Genomic DNA, 16,751 nt, shown 5'->3' with positions numbered 1-16,751 from the left:
CCTCCGTCTCTGGTCAGTGGGGGTGGGGGGCGGGTTCCGAGGTGCGGGTCAGGAGACCTGTGCGAGTTCCTGCAGTTCGACGACCCGGGCGTGGGCCATGACCCCGCGGCGGGCGTCGGCGGCGATGGCCTGGCAGATCGAGGCGACCTCCGGGTGACCGAACTGGCCGCTGGTGCCGGCGAGGGTGTGCGCGGCCGACACGACGGCCGGTGCGTTCCCGGACCGGGTGCCGGAGGCGATGGCGCGGAGCCGGGCGGGCAGCGCGTCCAGGTACATCTCGTGCAGCCGGTCCATCAGCCCCGCGTCGACGTCCTCGTCGTGGAGGTCGGCCCAGTCGCGGAGCTCGGCGAGGTGATCCTGCGCAGCCGGCCCCGTGGTCCGGCTGCGCAGGAAGTCGAGGAGGATCCGTGCCCCGACCGGCTTGGCCAGGCAGGCCATCGCGCCGGCGGTGATCGCATCGGCCCGGACCTCGTCCGTGGGATCCGTGGTGACCACGAGGAAGCGGGCGCGGGATCCGTCGTGCCGCATCCGGCGGAGCATCGCCGGGCCGGTCCCGCCGGGCACCGACACATCTGTGACGACGAGGTCGACGTCGTCGGCGGCGGTGACGCGGCGGGCGCTCTCGGCGTCGGCGGCCTCGCGGACCTGCCAGCCGCCGAGGCGGAGGAGGCCGGCCACGCGGCGGCGGGCGTCGGCTTCGTCGTCGACGACCAGGGCGGTCAGCACGACAGCACCCGGGTCGGAGCCGACGTCGCAGTCCAGTTGTAGCTGGTCAGCGTCGTCACGGACAGGCGCGGGCTGTACCAGAGAGCGTCGGCGTCCTCGTGGCCGCTCATGCTCGTGCCGGCCGTCCTGGCCATGAGGTAGGCGGACCCGTTGGACAGGTGCGCGGCCACCGCGTAGCCGGTGACGCCACGCGAACCGCTGGCCGTCCAGGTCATCGACACGTACAGCTCGGTGTCCTCGACGATCCTGGTGGTCGTCGTCTCGTACGCGCCGGGACCCGCCGTCGTGCTGCTGGTGTCGCTGTTGACGTTGGTGCTGCTGGCGGCGTCGCTCGAGGTCTGGCTCCAGGCGGTCTGGGTCTGGACCCCGGTGACCGGGTCGGTGTAGACCGTCCGCTTGGTGGTGGTCGTGGTGGTGATGCACCAGTCGTCGACGGACAGTGAGGTGGGCGCCGCGACGGTGCCGGTGGCGATGGAGGTCTGCGGGAGCGCCACGATCTCGGCGAAGGTGGCCGAGGCCGGGATGCTGGAGCCGACGACGACGGCCAGCGTGAGGCCGATCAGGATCAGGACTCGACGGATGCCGGTCATGCCTTGTCCTCCTCTTCCTCACGGGTGGGGCGCCAGATGGTCAGCAGGAGCCAGCCGGCCAGGAGTGCCGGGGCGCCGTAGAGCAGCACCTGCGTGACCACGGGGGCGCGCAGGGCCTGGATCAGGTGGCCGACCTCGGGGATGACGGCGCGGACCTCGTAGGCGATGTCGCCCTGGAGGGATGCGGTCCAGGGGTCGATGCCGTTGTTCGCGTCGCCCTTGGTCTGGACCTGGATCGCGCCGTCCGGGCCGGTCTCGACCGAGACGACCCGGTGGGTCACCAGGCCGCGGTCGCCGATGGGCTTGTGGTAGGTGATGACCATGCCCTCGGTGACCTCGGAGATCGCGATCGGCGTGACGATGGTGACGTCACCCGGGTCGATCTCCGGCGACATGCTGGCGGTCAGCATGGTCATGGTGCGGTAGCCGAGCAGGTGCGGTCCGACGGCCAGGACGAGGAACGCCAGGACGGCCAGGCCCATGACTCCGCGGACCAGCCACGGGGCCACGCGGCCCAGGGTCCGGGCGGCGCGGGAGCGCGTGTCCTCGGCCGGGGGCAGCTGGTCAGCTGCCCCCGGGCGACGGACAGGGAGGACGGCGGTCATGGCGAGATCTCCGTGGGGTCGTCAGGCCGTGATCAGCGGGCGGTGCCGGCGCGCTGGGTGCCGGTGAAGACCAGGCTCAGCCCGGAGGACTTGCCCTGGAAGGTGTTGTCGGCGCCGCTCGGCAGCGTGATGTCGACCGTGAGGTGGTCCGTTCCGCCCACGGCCAGCGAGGCCGGGCTGCTCAGGGTCATGCCCGAGCTGACGGGGACGGAGCCGAGCAGACGCGAGGTACCCGAGCAGGTGTAGGTCCGGGCGTCCGGGGTGCCACCCTCGGTCCAGGCGACCGAGCAGGACCTGACGGTCAGCTTCAGGCCGTTGACCGTGTCGGTGGTCAGGATGCTCGGGTTCGTGACGGTCGTGTTCAGCATGACCGACTCCAGCGCCGAGGTGCCGGCGTTGACCAGGTTGACCGCCCGGGTGAGCGAGTCGCCGGGCACGAAGCCGGCGACGTTCGCCGGGATGGCCTCGCCGGCGGCGGCGAGGTCGATGTTGACCGTGCCCGAGGAGACGGTCGTGGTGACCGGGGCGGTGCTGTCGGTGAAGGTACCGAAGGTGCCCATACCGGCGACCGCGGCGGCGGCGCCGATGACGCCGAGCGAGCCGACGACCTTGCGGGCGGTGGAGCTGGTGGCGATGGTCTTGGTGCTCATGTCCGTCTGTCTCCCTGCGTCCGGTTCGTCGACCGGCGTTCCCGGCGACAAGGAGAACTCTGGGTGCCGTACCGCAGGGCACCCGCCAGCGTTCCGCAAGGAATCCGCAAGGAATGGGGGGAACGAGGCGCAATCGGGCCCTTTCGCCGGTTTCCCGGGCCGTCGCGACGTCGCCTGAATGCGCCAGGAAGCGGGAATGCGTGCCCTCTCGACCGCCCGCATGCGTGCGAGCGCGGGAATCGCCGGGGGCGTCGACTGCGGGCGCGGGGACGGCGGAGGGCGACCGCGCCGGGGGATCAGGCGGTGGCGCGGGGGAGCGTCAGGGTGAAGGTCGTGCCCTCGCCCTCGGCGCTCACGACATCCAGCGTGCCGCCGTGCGCCGTCGTGATGGCCTTGGTGATGGCCAGGCCGAGCCCCACGCCGGGGACGGCGTTGCGCTGGGCGGTGGAGGACCGGAAGAAGCGGGCGAAGAGCTTGCCCTGCTCGCCGGTGGGGATGCCCATGCCGGTGTCGCTGACCGCCAGCTGGGCGACGGGGGCCGAGCCGAACCGCGGCTCGTCGCCCACCGTGCCGTCGGGGGCCGCCCAGCCGCTGCGCAGCGAGAGGGTCACCCGGCCGCCGGAGGGCGTGAACTTCACGGCGTTGGACACGAGGTTGTCGCACGCCTGGCCCAGCCGCACGGCGTCACCGGGAACGACGACGCCGTCCTCCGGGATCTCGACGACGACCTCGACGCCGGCGGCGTCCGCGGTGACGCGGGCGGTCTCCTCCGCCGCTCGGAGGACGCCGGCCAGGTCGACGTCCTGCGGCTGGAGGCTGAAACGACCGGCGTCCACCTGCGCGGTGAACAGCAGGTCGCCGACGAGCCGCAGCAGACGGTCGGCGTTGCGCTCGACGGTCGTCAGGTACTTGCGCTGCTCCTCGGTGAGCGGTTGGCCCTCGTCCTCGAGGACCAGTTCCAGGTAACCGAGGATCGAGGTCAGCGGGGTGCGCAGCTCGTGGCTGATCAGGCTGACGAACTGGTCCTTCATCCGCTCGGTGGCACGGGCCTCGGTCATGTCGGTGCCCACGAAGTTCCAGCCGGCGTGCACGCCGCGGTCGTCGGTGCGCGGCGTGACGGCGACCGAGACCGTTCGTTCCTGCCCGTCGGCGGCCACGTACGTCCAGTCGCGGACGTCGCTGCCGTGTTCCTGCGCCGCGTGCACGAGAGCGGCGAGGCCGGTGGCCGAGCCGCACCCCTCCGCCGCCGCCTCCAGCTCCTCGGGCTGGTGGAACTCGACGATCGAGCGCTTCCGGACGACGTCGGGACGCGGGAGCCCCAGCATCTTCTCGGCGCCGGGGTTCCAGACGCGGATCACGCCGTCGCGGTCGGTGCCGATGATCGACTGCTCGGTGACCGCGTCGATGACGCTGGTCATGGTCTGAGCGCGGGCGGCGAGCATCCGGGTGGCGAGGTCGAGCTCGTCGGCTCGGGTCCGGACCTGCGCGCGCAGGGCGGCGTTCTCCTCGCGCAGCCGTTCGAGCTCGGCGTCCGGGACGTCCGGGCGGGCGGCCCTCGGCCGCGGTAGCCGTCCCGGCCGTGCCGCGGCCGTCCGTGGGTCGACGGTCGTCATGCGGGCTGCCTGGTGGTGAGCGCGCGGACCTGGTGCACCAGCCCGGCGACCCCGAAGGGCTTGGCGAGGTAGGCGTCGGCGCCGGCAGCCAGCCCGCGGGCGACGTCCTCGAAGGACGCGCCGGCCGACAGGAGCAGGATGCGGATGCCCGCGGTGGCCGGGTCGGCCCGCAGAGCGGTGCAGACCTCGAGGCCGGTGGCCCCGGGCATGGAGACGTCGAGGACGGCCAGATCGGGGACGTCGGCGCGGGCGGTGGCCAGGGCGGCGCTTCCGTCGGCGACCGAGCCGATGACGGTGCAGCCGGCCTTGGTGACCGCAAGGCAGACCAGGGCGCGGATGTCCTCCTCGTCGTCGGCCACCAGCACGCGGACGGGAGAGGGAGCAGGAGCCGCCGGGGGGACGAGGACGGACACGGTCTCGTCCACGGGGAGCTCCTGTCGATCAGGCGGCTCGGTGGAGCCGACACGGCGTCGTCACGAGGGACAACGGCGTCTTGATCAGGGCCCTGCAGGTCGGTGCGGCGCCTCCTCACCCCGTGGGGTGAGGAGGCGGGCGGACAGCACTGCGCCCCGCCGGGAGAACCGGGCGGGGCGCAGGCGTTGGGGCGGGTCGGATCGACCCGCGGTTCAGGAGGTCGGTGCCTTGCTCTGCACCGTCTCCTTGGACTGCTGGGCCTGGCCCTGCACGTCCGCGGCGGCGGACTTGCCCTCCTCGGTGACCGTGGTGGCGGCGTCCTGAGCGGTGGCCTTCACCGACTCCACGGCCTCCTGAGCGGCGGGCTTGAGCTGCTCGCCCATCTCCTGGGCGGCCTGCTTGGCCGGCTCGAGGAGCGTGTCCTTGTGCTCCTTGACGGCCGTCTCGGCCTGCTGGGCCAGCTGCTTCTCCTTCTCCGATGCCGGCAGGAGGCTCGAGACGAGCCAGCCGACGCCGAAGGCGATGAGGCCCGCGGCCAGGGGGTTGCCCTGGGTCTGGCGGATGACCGTGTCGGGAGCCTGCTGCACGGCGCCGACCGCGTTCGACGCCGCATCCTGCACGGTGCCGGCAGCACTGGACGCGGAGCCCTGGACGGAGCCGGCCACGTTCGACGCCCGATGCTGCGCCGTCGCCGACGTGTCCTGGGCGGAACCCATGACCTTCTCCTTGAGGGTGCTCATGCGTCCCTTGGCCGCGGTCACGCGGCGGTCGACGACGCGGGCCGGGTTGACCTTCTCGTTGAGGGCGTCGACGTCGTAGCTGAGCTCGCGCCGGGTGTCCTCGATCTGTCGCCGGATGACGTCCGGGTCACTGGTGGTCATCGGTACTCCTCGGAATCGGGGGGTCAGTTGGGCTTCAGGGCGCCGGGAACCTGCTGGAGGGTGTCCACGGTGCGCTCGGGCTTGGGGTTGACCTGCTGGAACTTCTTCTTGCCCATCAGTCCGGCGACGGCGCCGACGATGGCCCAGAGGACGGCGACGATGAGCCCGGCCCAGCCGGTGGGAATGGCGCTGGCCAGCGCCCACATCAGGGCGAGGGAGAGGAACAGCGCCACCATGTAGCCGGCGAAGCCGGCGACCCCGAACAGACCTGCACCGGTGCCCGCCTTCTTCGCCTCGGCCTTCATCTCGACCTTGGCCAGCTCGAGCTCCTGGCGCATCAGCGTCGAGAGGTCCTTGCTCACCTCACCGATCAGCTGGCCGACGGACACGCCCTGGACGTCGGGGTGCCCCGAGTCGGTCGTGGGAGTGCCCATGCCGCCGCTGTAGTCCGCCGCGTAGTTCTGAGGCGTCGGGTCGGCGACTCCCGGTTCGGCATAGCCCTGCGGGGCCCCGGCCGGGGTCGCCCCGGAGTAGGGAGTGCTCATTCCTCAGCTCACCCCACCGGAACGCCGGGCCGGGTCGTCCCAGCCGGCCGGGGTGGCCGGGGGCACCATGCTGCCCTCGGGGGGAACGGTGCCGTACGGCGGCGGCGGGAGCGGAGCGCCGCCGGTGGCCGCACCCGTGGTGGCGTAGGTGCTGGTGGTGGGCGCCGAGTAGTCGGAGTAGGTCGGCGCGGGGTCGACGTAGTTCGACTGGGCGGCGAAGCCGTTGGCCGGGCCGGTGTCGCTGTGCGCGGCCTTGACGCCGCTGGTCAGCCGTCCGGCGAGCACACCGGCCGCGGCGGCGCCCAGCAGGAACAGGCCCGGCTTGCGACGGGCGAAGCTGCGGACGTCGTCGAGGAGCTGCGCAGGCTCGCGGTTCTGCAGCATCGAGGCGAAGTTCTCGACCGAGCTCGAGGCCTGCTGGAGCAGGTCCCGGGCGGGGCCGGGGGCGCCCTCGCTGGTGCCGTCGGCCAGGCTGCGCAGCTCCTGCGCCAGGGCGGACAGGCTCTGTCCCGCCTTCTGCTGCTGGGAGACGACCTGGTCCTTCACCTGCGACTTGCCCTGGTCGAGCAGGTCCTTGGCCTGGCGCTGGGTCTCCTGCGCGACGTTCTTGGCCTCGTCGGCCGCGGTCGACGCGACCTGGCCACCGGCCTGCGCGGCGGTCTGGCCGACGTTCTTGGCCTCGCCCATCGCGACGTCCTTGGTCTCCTGGGCCTTGCCGCCGGTGGTCGACTGGCTGGTGCTCGACGGGGATGTGGACCCCGCGGTGGCGGGGGGCGGGAATGGGGCGTCGATGCTGTGAGTCATCGGTCCTCCTCGGCAGTGTTTCGTGGTCGGATGAGGCGCTACCCCCCCGCCGTGCCGCCACACCTGCCACCAGTGGCAGAGCCTGCGGGAACGGGGGCTTGCCGCCCGGCGCATCCGTGCGTCACGGGCGGGCGGGGAGACAGTCGGCGGCACGGGTGCACACCGCGCCGAGCCTGCCTCCGGAGGGGAGCGTCGCAGGGCCCTGGTACCCCGGGGCCGCGGTGATCGAAACGGAAGCGGTCGTCCAGCCCGACCAGCGGATGAGCGGCGGACGGCACTCGTCGGACGTCGACACCCCGACGATGTGTCGAGGCTTGCGCTCTCGCGATACCTCAACCCGGGAGGACCTCCGTGCGCCACAGGCTGCTGTCCGGTGCCGACATCGCGAACCGCACCTCGACCGCGCCGTGCACCTCCTGGCGGGGTGGGGTGATGTCGAGGTGCGGTTCGCTGCTCTCGAACCGTGTCATCGACGCCATGGACACCGCGGCTCGGAGGCCGCCTCCGCCGAGCCCCGCGTCACTGACCTCCAGCAGCCCGGTGAGGTGCGCCCCGAAGGCGGCTGCGTACTGCCGCGCCCGGCGCACCGCGTCGGTCACGGCGTCGAGCCGGGCCCGCTCCACGGCGGGGCTCTCGGGTCGCAGCCGCCAGGTTGGTCCGGTCACGTCGACGTCGTCGAGCCGCCCGAGCCTCACCACCAGGTCGCCGACGGCGTCCAGGCGGGAGACGGTCAGCCGGGTCGAGACCGTGGCGACCGGTTCGCCGGGTGCTCGGCGGTCACGGACCTCCAGGTGGACCGAGACGGCGGTGGTCTCCAGGGTCTCCACCGCGTCCCCGGCCCCGTTCGCCACGGCCGACACCTGCTCCTGAGCGGCCTGGCAGCGCTCCAGCGCCGTCTGCCGGTCACGGGCGCGGACGCGGACGGTGACCCAGACATCGGCGAGTTCCGGCTCCACCTGGAGCACGGCCTCACCGCGGACGACGACCTGAGGACCTCCCGCCTCGGGGGCGGGGACCTGCGGGACGGAACTGCTCACGACGACCTCCCGGGACGGCTCGGCGCAGGGACTCTGGCAGACCGCCGGATCCACCGGGCGGGGTGGAGGGCCCACAGCGGCGCCGCGACGACCTAGGGTCGGTCCCAACCGATGAAGGGGGAGTGGTCGTGGCGGTCTCCAACCGCATCCGTGCCGCCTTGACGACGACCGTGCTCACCACCGCCGCCACCGGCTTCATGGCGGGCTGCGGAGCGGGGGGCGAGGAGGAAGAGGAACAGGTCGCCTACTGCACCGACGAGAACGGCGAGATCGTCGACGAGGACCTCTGCGACGACGACCGGGTGGGTGGCGGCGGGGGGCTGTTCTTCCTCTATCTCGGTGCGTTTCGGCCGCGCCTCCCCGTGGGGACGGTCCTGCCGTCGGGCGGCACGCGGATCAACCCGAACGACTCCGTCGCCCGTCAGCGCGCGGGGCTGCCGGCCACGGGCACGGTGAGCGCCGGGCAGCGGGTGAGCGGCGGGATCGGCAGCGGGGTCGGCAACCGGGCCGGGACCGGCGCCGGCAGCTGACGTCGCGGCGGCAGCGAGTGGCGCGATGAGACGGATCGAGAGCGGGATCGTCCGGCCGGGCTGGGAGGCCGAGATCGAGGCCCAGGGTCTGGTCTACAACCGGACGCACCTGCCGGGTGGCGAGGTGCGCAGCTACTGGCGCGAGGGTCCGTTCTACGACTTCTCCATGGCCGAGATCCAGCGCCTGGAGGGGGCGGTCGCCCAGCTGTTCGAGATGTGCGTGGCCGCCGGCGACCACATCGTCGAGAACGAGTTGTTCGACCGGATGCGCATCCCGCCGATGGCGCGCCCGCCGATCCGCCGCACCTGGGAGGCCGAACCGCCGAGCGTCTACGGCCGGTTCGACCTGCGATACGACGGCGAGGGGCCGCCGAAGCTGCTGGAGTTCAACGCCGACACCCCGACCGGCCTGGTCGAGTCCGCCGTCACCCAGTGGAACTGGCACCTGTTCACCGGCCAGGGCAGCGACCAGTGGAACGCGCTGCACGACAAGCTCGTCGCCGCCTGGCAGCGCAACCTGCTCAAGTGGGAACGCCGCACCGGCGTCCGGCCACGGGTGCACCTGGCGTGGACCAGCGAGGAGAAGTCCGGCGAGGACCGGATGACGGTCGCCTACCTCATGGACACCGTCGTCCAGGCCGGTTACGAGGCGATCGAGCTCGTCGTCGAGGACATCGTGCTCGACGACGGCGACGGCCGGTTCTACGACGCGCAGGGCCGCCACCTCGACGTCGTCTTCAAGCTCTACCCCTGGGAGTGGCTGATCGAGGACGAGTTCGGCCCGGCCGTGCTCGCCGACGGCATGCGCCCGGGCGGGACGACGTGGGTGGAGCCGGCCTACAAGATGCTGTGGAGCACGAAGGCTCTGCTGCCGGTCCTGTGGCAGCTGTTCGGCAGCGATCCGGTGCTCGGCGAGCTCCTGCTGCCGGCGTACTTCGCCGACGAGATGCCGTCGTCCTGGCGTGACTACGTGCGCAAGCCGCTGTGGGGCCGGGAGGGCGCCAACGTCGCCATCGTCCGGGGCGGGGCGGTCGCCGACGAGCTCCCGGGTCGCTACGGGACCGAGGGCTTCGTGGTCCAGGAGCTCGCTCCGCTGCCGGACTTCCGGGGGGTGGACGGGCCGCACCACCCGGTGCTCGGGGCCTGGGTGGTGGACGGCGAGCCGGCCGGGCTCGGCATCCGCGAGAGCGACGGCCTGATCACCGACAACCTGAGCTACTTCGTGCCGCACGCCGTCGACTACCGCCCCCCGCAGGCGGGCGTGCGGTAGCCGCCCTAGGTTCGGGCCATGCCACTGGAGGGTGAGTACGAGCCGAGCGCGGCGGCCTGGGTCCGCGACCAGGTCGAGCGCTACGAGTCGACCGGCGGGCGGGAGGCCGGCACCCTGCGCGACACCGGGCTGCCGATCGTCGTCGTCAGCACGCGCGGGGTGAAGAGCGGGAAGGTCCGCAAGCTCGGGCTCATGCGGGTGGAGCACGACGGGGTCTACGCGATGGTCGGGTCGCAGGGGGGTGCCCCCACTGACCCGGGCTGGGTGCACAACCTCCGCGCGCACCCCGACCAGGTGACCCTGCAGGACGGGCCCGAGCCGTGGGACGGCGTCGCCCGCGAGATCACCGGTGAGGAGCGGGCGGTCTGGTGGGAGCGGTCGGTGGCCGCGTACCCCTCCTACGCGGACTACCAGGAGAAGACCGACCGCGAGATCCCCGTCTTCCTCTTCGAGCGCCGGAGCTGACGGGTCAGGGCAGGGCTGCGGCCAGCGAGGGGATCGCCGCGGCGACGTCGGGCGGCAGCTCGGTGAAGGGTTCGACGGCGGGGGCCCGCTTCGTCCCGCGCCCGTGCCACCGCCAGACGGCGACGACCTGCCCGCGATGCACGACGGTCGCCCGGAACATGCCGTTCCTCCCCGGCACGAGCCGGTCGGCGAACTCGGCGGGGACGACGGCGGTGCGGTCGCCGTAGCCGAGGACGAACTCGTCGAAGCCCGGTAGGAGGAACACGCCCTCGGCCTCGGCCCGCGCGGTGGACAGGCGGTCGGGCGTGCCGGGGTCCATGAGGTACTCGGCGCCGTCGACCGTCAGCACCGCCAGCCGGTCCCGCACCTCGGCCAGCCCGGCCCGCACGTCGCGGGCGGTGCAGCCGGCCCAGCGCACCAGGTCGGCGACGGTGGCCGGCCCGTGGCCGGAGAAGAAGCGCAGCGCCAGCTCGGCCAGCGCCTCGTCGCGGTCGAGGCGGCGCCGGTTGCCGACCCACTCGTCGAGCAGGACGAACAGTTGCTCGCCGGCGCCGTCCGTGGGGCCCAGGCACAGGGTGCCGGTCTGGGAGAGGTACCAGAGGAGGTGGTAGTCACGCTGACCGGTGACGGCGACGCCGCCCTCGGCGATCGCGGCGAGCAGCTCCGCGCGGGTCGCCCGTCCCCCTCCGGCGAGCGCGCCCAGGACCACCTCCCGGGACCGCTCGGCCTGGGCCTCGTCGAGTTCCAGGTACTCCCACCGCTTGCCGATCCCGGTGAGGGCGCGGACGCCGACGGTGTCGAGGAACCAGCGCAGGTCGTCGGCGGCGACCAGGTGCAGGGTGCCGCGCATCGGCCACGAGCGGACGACGTCCCCGGCGTCGAGTGCCGCCTCGACGTCGGCCCGCAGCCGGGCCGCCGTCCGCAGGGCCACCGAGGTCAGCGCCCCGGGGAAGTCCTGCGCCTGCACGGCGCCGAGCCGCCGGACGGCCTCGACCGCGGCAGGCGCTCCCGGACCCGCCAGCCCGAGAGCCGCCAGCCGCAGCAGCCCGATCTCCTGGAGCGTCGTCACGTGGACACCGTGGCAGGCGGGTGCGACAGACTCCACGGGTGCGGGCGGAGGACTGGGACGAGCGGTACGCCGAACGGCAGCAGTGGTCGTCGGAGCCCAACGCGCTGATCGCGCAGCTGCTGGCCGGCCTCCCGCCCGGGGACGCCGTGGACCTCGCCGCGGGGGAGGGGCGGCACGCGCTCTGGCTGGCCGGGCGTGGCTGGCGGGTGACGGCCGTCGATTTCTCCGCCGTCGGCCTCGCACGGGGCGAGGAGCGGTCCGGCGCGGAGCGGGTCAGCTGGGTGACCGCCGACGTCACCACCTGGACGGCGCCTCCCGCGAGCGTCGACCTGGTCCTCGTGGCCTACCTGCACCTGCCCGAGCCCGACACCGTCGCCGTTCTGGACCGGGCGGTCACCTGGCTGCGGACCGGCGGCCGGCTGCTGGTCCTGGGGCACGACGTGGCCAACATCGAGGCCGGCGTCGGCGGACCGCAGGAACCGGCGATCCTGCACAGCGTCGCCCGCCTGGCGCCGGTCGCCGAGCTGCTCGTCGTCGACCGGCTGGACCAGGTGCGCCGGGAGACGCCGGCCGGCACCGCCCTGGACACCGTGCTGTGGGGGCGGAAGGGGTCCTGAACTGCCGGTTCCGGAGGTAGCGTGCGGCCATGACGAGGATGAGCGGTACCCGCGGCTCGCGGGCGGAACGGCGTCGGCGGATGGTCGCGGTGGTCGTCGTGTTCGGGATGGTCCTGGCAGTCGGGGCGACGCTGTTCTCCATCCTCCTCACCTGAGCCGCCCGCATGGCCGACGAGATCGAAGCCTGGTTCGACGCCGCGGGAACCCGCGGTCAGGAACTGCGCCGGGTGGACGAGCTGGTCATGGCGGCCGCCCCGGGCATCGACCGGCAGCTGGTGCCCATGAGCTCCTCGGCGATGCTCGGCTACGGGCTCATGCCCTACCGGCCGAGGTCGGCCAAGGAGACGACCAGGTGGCCGCTGATCTCGCTGGCGGCCCAGAAGCGGCACCTCTCCCTGTACGTGTGCGCAGTCGTCGACGGCGAGTACATCGCCGAGCAGCGGGCCGAGCGGCTCGGGAAGGTGTCCTGTGGCAGGAGCTGCATCCGCTTCACGTCCCTGGACGCGGTCGACACCGGCGAGCTGAGCGCCCTCGTCCGGGACGCCGTGGCGGCCACCGCGGCCGGGAACAACGGCTACGCCACCGTCTGATCCGCGCCACGCCGGGGCCGAGCAGCCCTGGGGACCTTGGTCCCTGGTTCCCAGGAACCACACAGGTCACGGTGTTCCAGCACGACATCGGCCGCCAGGCGAGGCGGCTGTCGGGGGAAACATCCACCGCCGCACCAGCGGCACGCGCACCGAAGGACCGTCCATGACGTTGGCTGTCCCGCCCACCGTCCCCGACCCGTCCGTCCGTTCCGCCGTCGCGCGGTTGAGGCAGGAGTTCCCCGAACTCGGTTCCGGCCCGATCGTGCTCGTCGTCCGCACCTGCCGCGAGGAACTCCGCGGCTCTCCCGACGGCGCGCTCCCCGAGCTCGTCGAGCGGCTGGCCCGCCAGCGCCTCCGGGTCTCCCTGGACTGACGCCGCCCGCGCCCGGAAGCGCGGTTGCCCGCACCGGGAGGATGTCCGGGTGGGCTACGTCGATGTGAGCGCGGTACGGCACACCCTCTCCGACGGGCGGGTGCTGCTGGACGACGTCAACTTCCGCATCGGCGAAGGTGCCCGCGCGGCGCTGGTCGGCGAGAACGGTGCCGGGAAGACGACGCTGCTGCGGATCATCGCCGGTGACCTGACGCCGGAGGCCGGGTCGATCGCGCGCACCGGCGGGCTCGGCGTGATGCGACAGTTCATCGGCTCCGTCCGTGACGACACCACGGTCCAGCGGATGCTCGTCGACCTCTCGCCGCCCGCCGTCCGAACGGCCTGGGACACGCTGGAGTCCGCCGAGCTCACGCTCATGGAGACCGACGACGAGCGCTCGCAGATGGCCTACGCCGATGCGCTGGCGCAATGGGGCGACGCCGGCGGCTACGACGCCGAGGTCACCTGGGACACGGTCACCGTCGCCGCCCTCGGGGTCCCCTACGACCACTGCAAGTACCGCGAGCTGTCGACCCTCTCCGGTGGGGAGCAGAAACGGCTGGCGCTCGAGGCTCTGCTGCGCGGCCCCGACGAGGTGCTCCTGCTGGACGAGCCGGACAACTATCTCGACGTCCCGGGCAAGCGGTGGCTGGAGGAACGGCTGCTCGACACCCGCAAGACCGTGCTGTTCGTCAGCCACGACCGCGAGTTGCTGGCCCGCGTCGCCGATCGGGTGGTGACCGTCGAGGGCGGGACGGCGTGGGTGCACGGCGGCGGCTTCGCCAGCTACCACGCAGCCCGCACGGCGCGGCACGAGCGGCTGGCCGAGCTGCGGCGGCGCTGGGACGAGGAGCACCAGCGATTGATCGACCTGGTCCGCACCCTGCAGCAGCAGGCGGCCAACTCGCCGGACATGGCCAGCCGGTACCACGCGATGCAGACCCGACTGGCGAAGTTCGAGGCGGCCGGGCCGCCGCCGGAGCGTCCACCCGAGCAGAAGGTGTCGATGCGGCTGCGCGGTGGCCGCACCGGCGTACGGGCGGTCATGGCCGAGCAGCTGGAGCTGAGCGGGCTGATGCAGCCGTTCGACCTGGAGATCTTCTACGGCGACCGGGTCGGTGTCCTCGGGGCGAACGGGGCGGGCAAGTCGCACTTCCTGCGGTTGCTGGCCGGGCAGTCCGTGGCGCACACCGGCGACTGGCGGCTCGGGGCCCGCGTCGTCCCCGGGTTCTTCGCCCAGACGCACGCCCATCCGGAGTGGCAGGACCGCACGCCGGTCGACCTGCTGTGGCACGGCGAGCCCGGTCGTCCGGGTGTCGACCGGGGCCGTGCGATGGCGGCGCTGCGCCGCTACGGGCTGACCGGGGCCGCCGAGCAGCCGTTCCGGACGATGTCGGGCGGCCAGCAGGCGCGCTTCCAGATCCTGCTGCTGGAGCTGTCGGGCTCGACCCTGCTGCTCCTGGACGAGCCGACCGACAACCTCGACGTCCTCTCCGCCGAGGCGCTGGAGGAGGCACTGGCCGCGTTCGACGGCACCGTCCTCGCCGTCACCCACGACCGGTGGTTCGCCCGGTCCTTCGACCGGTTCGTGGTCTTCGGTGCCGACGGCCGGGTCTACGAGTCGACCGAGCCCGTCTTCGACGAGACACGGGTCCAGCGCGCCCGCTGGTGACCACAGCGCCGCCGGACCGACCTGAGGGCGGACCGGCGGCGCTGCGATGCGGAACTATCCGATGGCGTAGAAGACGCGCTCGTCGTCGAAGCTCATGGTGGGCTCGATCGACAGCTGTCCGCCCTCGATGGCCGCCGGCGGCACGTCCATGCAGAACTGGAAGGTGTCCGACCCGCCGCTGTTCAGCGTCGGGGCATCGATGCCGTCATCGGGCAGGAGTGCCGAGCACTCGCTGTCGCTGTACTGGCGGGAGTCGGTGCCGTGGAAGATCGCCGTCAGGTCGAAGCCCGGCATGCCCTCGTCCGCTCCGACGTAGGTGACGGTCAGCTGGGTGATGACGTACTGGCCGGTCGGCGGCTCGTTGAACTCGTTGGCACCGGCCACCGTCTCGTTGGCGTTGAGCTCGATGGCGTCGAGGGTCACCTGGTAGTCACCGACCTGAGCCGGAACACCGAGGGGCACGACCTCCGGCGTCTGCGCGGTGGCTTCGTCCGCGGTGGCTTCCTCTGCACCCGGGTCGACCGGCGCGACCTCGGCCTCGGCGAGGCCCTCGTTGATGCTCTGCTCCACCTCCTCGATGGCCTTCACGAAGAGCATCTGCGTCAGGATCACGAGGACGATGGCGAGCACGGAGGTCACCAGGCCGGTGATCGCCATGCCCGTGCCGTTGTGGGTGCCCCGCCGGGCGCGGATCAGGGCCGGGATCCCCAGACCGAGTCCGACGACCGCGATGACCGCGGCGACGTTGTTGATGATCGGGATCCAGCTCAGCAGCAGCGCGATGATGCCGAGCACCATCGAGGCGATCGCGAGCCCCGCCCCCCGCTTCGGCGGCGGGCCGGACGGCGGGCCGTAGGACGGAGGGTCGTACTGCTGGTACGGGGCCTGCGGTGGATAGGACACGGTCACTCCTCGGACTGGCACGGATACGGACGGGACCGTATGTGCGGACCGGCCCGTACAGCGGAGGTCGCGTGCGACACGGGTGGCCGGCTCACCACCCGCCCCACGAGCCCCCGGTGATCCGGCGTCGACGAGTCAGCCGACGCTGAGCCGGGGCCACCGCGGTCAGGCGGCCGAGGTCACCGTGGGCTCGGGCCGACAGTCGACGAGGCCGACGTCGGCGACGGCCGACCGGCGGGCCAGGACGGCGAGCACCGCGCCGACGAGCGCGAGGACGGCGCCCACCCACATCGGAGCCGTGTAGCCCAACCCCTGGGAGATGACCAGCGCCCCCAGGGCCGCGCCCACGGCGTTGGCCACGTTGAAGGCGCCCTGGTTGGCCGCCGACACCAGACTGCCCCCGGGCACCCGGGCGGCGTCGATGACGGCGTTCTGCACCACCGGGCCGATCGCGAAGGACAGCGTGCCGAAGAGCACGAGCAGGGCGACGGCGGCGACCGTGGTGCGGGCGAGGAAGGCGAAGGCGACCAGGACGCCGGCCATCGCCACCAGCCCGACGGCGACGAAGGAGAAGCCGTAGCGGTCACCGAGCCGGCCGCCCGCGAGCGTCCCGACCGTCGTCCCGATGCCGAAGAGCGCGAGCACCGGCGTGACCCACTCCGTCGGGATGCCGCCCAGCTCGGTGAGGATCGGGCTGACGTAGCTGTACACGGCGAACAGGGCGGAGAATCCGATCATCGTCAGGGCCAGGACCAGCCAGACCTGACCTCGCCGGAAGGCGTGCAGCTCGGCCTTCAGGTCGGTCGGCTCGCCGGGGCCCGCGGGCATCCAGGCGAGCAGTCCGGCGATCGTTCCGACGCCGATGAGGGCGATGCCGGCCAGCACGATCCGCCAGCCGGCGTGCTGGGCGACGAAGGTTCCCAGCGGCACGCCGATGACGTTCGCCAGCGTGAGCCCGGTGATCATCAGGGCGATCGCGCGGGTGGCGTGGTCGGGCGGCACGAGCCGGCGCGCGGCGACCGCGCCGACGCCGAAGAACGAACCGTGCGCCAGGGCGGTGAGCACCCGCGCCGCGACCAGCAGCCCGTACGACGGGGCGAGGGCGGCCAGGGTGTTGCCGACGACGAAGATCACCATCAGCGCGACGAGGGTCTGCCGCGGGGTGAAGCGGAGTCCGAGCGCGGTCAGGGTGGGCGCCCCGACGACGACGCCGATCGCGTAGGCGGAGATGAGGATGCCGACGGCCGACACCGAGACCCCCAGCCCCTCGGCGATCTCGGGCAGCATGCCCATGACGACGAACTCGGTGGTGCCGATGCCGAAGGCGCCGATGCACAGGGCGAGGAGCGCGCGAGGCACGGGGCGGGACTCCAGGGGACGCGGGTACGCGGGCGGGG

Annotated in this window: 21 protein-coding genes; 8 read left to right on the top strand and 13 right to left on the bottom strand. The window is 72.8% G+C overall.

The annotated features are described in order from the left end of the window. Positions 1-48 precede the first annotated feature (48 nt). The 10 genes from FHU33_RS25120 to FHU33_RS18525 form a co-directional block, all read right to left on the bottom strand. Entirely contained in the window at positions 49-726 is a 678-nt protein-coding gene (locus FHU33_RS25120; protein ID WP_170182523.1) for a response regulator, read from the bottom strand. Beyond that, positions 720-1,316 (bottom strand): hypothetical protein, encoded by a 597-nt coding sequence (locus FHU33_RS25115; RefSeq protein WP_170182522.1) that lies wholly within the window; start codon positions 1,314-1,316, stop codon positions 720-722. The genes FHU33_RS25120 and FHU33_RS25115 overlap by 7 nt, the downstream gene beginning before the upstream one ends. Next, positions 1,313-1,921, bottom strand: coding sequence for a signal peptidase I (locus FHU33_RS18560; RefSeq protein ID WP_211355185.1), 609 nt, complete (start codon positions 1,919-1,921; stop codon positions 1,313-1,315). Before FHU33_RS18560 ends, FHU33_RS25115 begins: the two co-directional genes overlap by 4 nt. Positions 1,922-1,953: 32 nt before the next feature. Further along, positions 1,954-2,571, bottom strand: coding sequence for a TasA family protein (locus tag FHU33_RS18555; protein ID WP_170182521.1), 618 nt, complete (start codon positions 2,569-2,571; stop codon positions 1,954-1,956). A gap of 296 nt (positions 2,572-2,867) precedes the next feature. Beyond that, positions 2,868-4,184 (bottom strand): PAS domain-containing sensor histidine kinase, encoded by a 1,317-nt coding sequence (locus tag FHU33_RS18550; protein WP_142026697.1) that lies wholly within the window; start codon positions 4,182-4,184, stop codon positions 2,868-2,870. Then, positions 4,181-4,609: a response regulator transcription factor gene (locus FHU33_RS18545; RefSeq protein ID WP_211355184.1), complete on the bottom strand. Its 429-nt coding sequence runs from the start codon at positions 4,607-4,609 to the stop codon at positions 4,181-4,183. The genes FHU33_RS18550 and FHU33_RS18545 overlap by 4 nt, the downstream gene beginning before the upstream one ends. A 201-nt stretch (positions 4,610-4,810) precedes the next feature. Next, complete coding sequence (locus tag FHU33_RS18540; protein WP_142026696.1) at positions 4,811-5,479, bottom strand: DUF3618 domain-containing protein; 669 nt, start codon at positions 5,477-5,479, stop codon at positions 4,811-4,813. Between the two features lie 23 nt (positions 5,480-5,502). Next, entirely contained in the window at positions 5,503-6,024 is a 522-nt protein-coding gene (locus FHU33_RS18535) for a phage holin family protein (protein WP_142026695.1), read from the bottom strand. A gap of 3 nt (positions 6,025-6,027) precedes the next feature. Continuing rightward, entirely contained in the window at positions 6,028-6,828 is an 801-nt protein-coding gene (locus FHU33_RS18530; RefSeq protein ID WP_142026694.1) for a hypothetical protein, read from the bottom strand. Positions 6,829-7,160: 332 nt separating this feature from the next. Beyond that, complete coding sequence (locus FHU33_RS18525) at positions 7,161-7,865, bottom strand: SIMPL domain-containing protein (RefSeq protein WP_170182520.1); 705 nt, start codon at positions 7,863-7,865, stop codon at positions 7,161-7,163. Between the two features lie 128 nt (positions 7,866-7,993). On the opposite strand from FHU33_RS18525, the gene FHU33_RS18520 reads away from it, so the two are divergent. From FHU33_RS18520 to FHU33_RS18510, 3 genes are read left to right on the top strand one after another with little or no spacing between them, the layout of a single operon-like run. Beyond that, entirely contained in the window at positions 7,994-8,395 is a 402-nt protein-coding gene (locus tag FHU33_RS18520) for a hypothetical protein (protein ID WP_142026692.1), read from the top strand. 25 nt (positions 8,396-8,420) lie between these two features. Further along, positions 8,421-9,665, top strand: coding sequence for a glutathionylspermidine synthase family protein (locus FHU33_RS18515; RefSeq protein ID WP_170182519.1), 1,245 nt, complete (start codon positions 8,421-8,423; stop codon positions 9,663-9,665). Between the two features lie 18 nt (positions 9,666-9,683). Next, a complete protein-coding gene (locus tag FHU33_RS18510) occupies positions 9,684-10,130 on the top strand; it encodes a nitroreductase family deazaflavin-dependent oxidoreductase (protein ID WP_142026691.1) in 447 nt (148 codons plus the stop codon). 4 nt (positions 10,131-10,134) lie between these two features. Here FHU33_RS18510 and FHU33_RS18505 read toward each other — a convergent pair whose 3' ends face one another. Next, positions 10,135-11,199: a winged helix DNA-binding domain-containing protein gene (locus FHU33_RS18505; protein ID WP_142026690.1), complete on the bottom strand. Its 1,065-nt coding sequence runs from the start codon at positions 11,197-11,199 to the stop codon at positions 10,135-10,137. Between the two features lie 20 nt (positions 11,200-11,219). Here FHU33_RS18505 and FHU33_RS18500 point away from each other — a divergent pair, with 20 nt between their 5' ends. From FHU33_RS18500 to FHU33_RS18485, 5 genes are all read left to right on the top strand, one after another. Continuing rightward, positions 11,220-11,816: a class I SAM-dependent methyltransferase gene (locus FHU33_RS18500; RefSeq protein WP_246063835.1), complete on the top strand. Its 597-nt coding sequence runs from the start codon at positions 11,220-11,222 to the stop codon at positions 11,814-11,816. A 29-nt stretch (positions 11,817-11,845) separates the two neighbouring features. Further along, a complete protein-coding gene (locus FHU33_RS26280; protein WP_281281661.1) occupies positions 11,846-11,971 on the top strand; it encodes a hypothetical protein in 126 nt (41 codons plus the stop codon). 9 nt (positions 11,972-11,980) lie between these two features. Continuing rightward, the gene (locus tag FHU33_RS18495; RefSeq protein WP_142026689.1) at positions 11,981-12,406 is read left to right on the top strand and encodes a DUF1801 domain-containing protein; all 426 of its coding nucleotides are present in this window, start codon (positions 11,981-11,983) and stop codon (positions 12,404-12,406) included. A 163-nt stretch (positions 12,407-12,569) separates the two neighbouring features. Beyond that, positions 12,570-12,779 (top strand): hypothetical protein, encoded by a 210-nt coding sequence (locus FHU33_RS18490; RefSeq protein ID WP_142026688.1) that lies wholly within the window; start codon positions 12,570-12,572, stop codon positions 12,777-12,779. Positions 12,780-12,828: 49 nt separating this feature from the next. Next, entirely contained in the window at positions 12,829-14,451 is a 1,623-nt protein-coding gene (locus tag FHU33_RS18485) for an ABC-F family ATP-binding cassette domain-containing protein (protein WP_142026687.1), read from the top strand. Between the two features lie 54 nt (positions 14,452-14,505). On the opposite strand, the gene FHU33_RS18480 is transcribed toward FHU33_RS18485, so the two are convergent. Continuing rightward, complete coding sequence (locus FHU33_RS18480) at positions 14,506-15,354, bottom strand: DUF4190 domain-containing protein (RefSeq protein ID WP_142026686.1); 849 nt, start codon at positions 15,352-15,354, stop codon at positions 14,506-14,508. A 165-nt stretch (positions 15,355-15,519) separates the two neighbouring features. Further along, positions 15,520-16,713: an MFS transporter gene (locus FHU33_RS18475; protein ID WP_142026685.1), complete on the bottom strand. Its 1,194-nt coding sequence runs from the start codon at positions 16,711-16,713 to the stop codon at positions 15,520-15,522. Between the last annotated feature and the right edge of the window lie 38 nt (positions 16,714-16,751).

Source organism: Blastococcus colisei (assembly GCF_006717095.1).
In the GTDB taxonomy this organism is placed as follows: domain Bacteria; phylum Actinomycetota; class Actinomycetes; order Mycobacteriales; family Geodermatophilaceae; genus Blastococcus_B; species Blastococcus_B colisei.
This window is presented reverse-complemented; position numbering and strand designations above follow the sequence as displayed.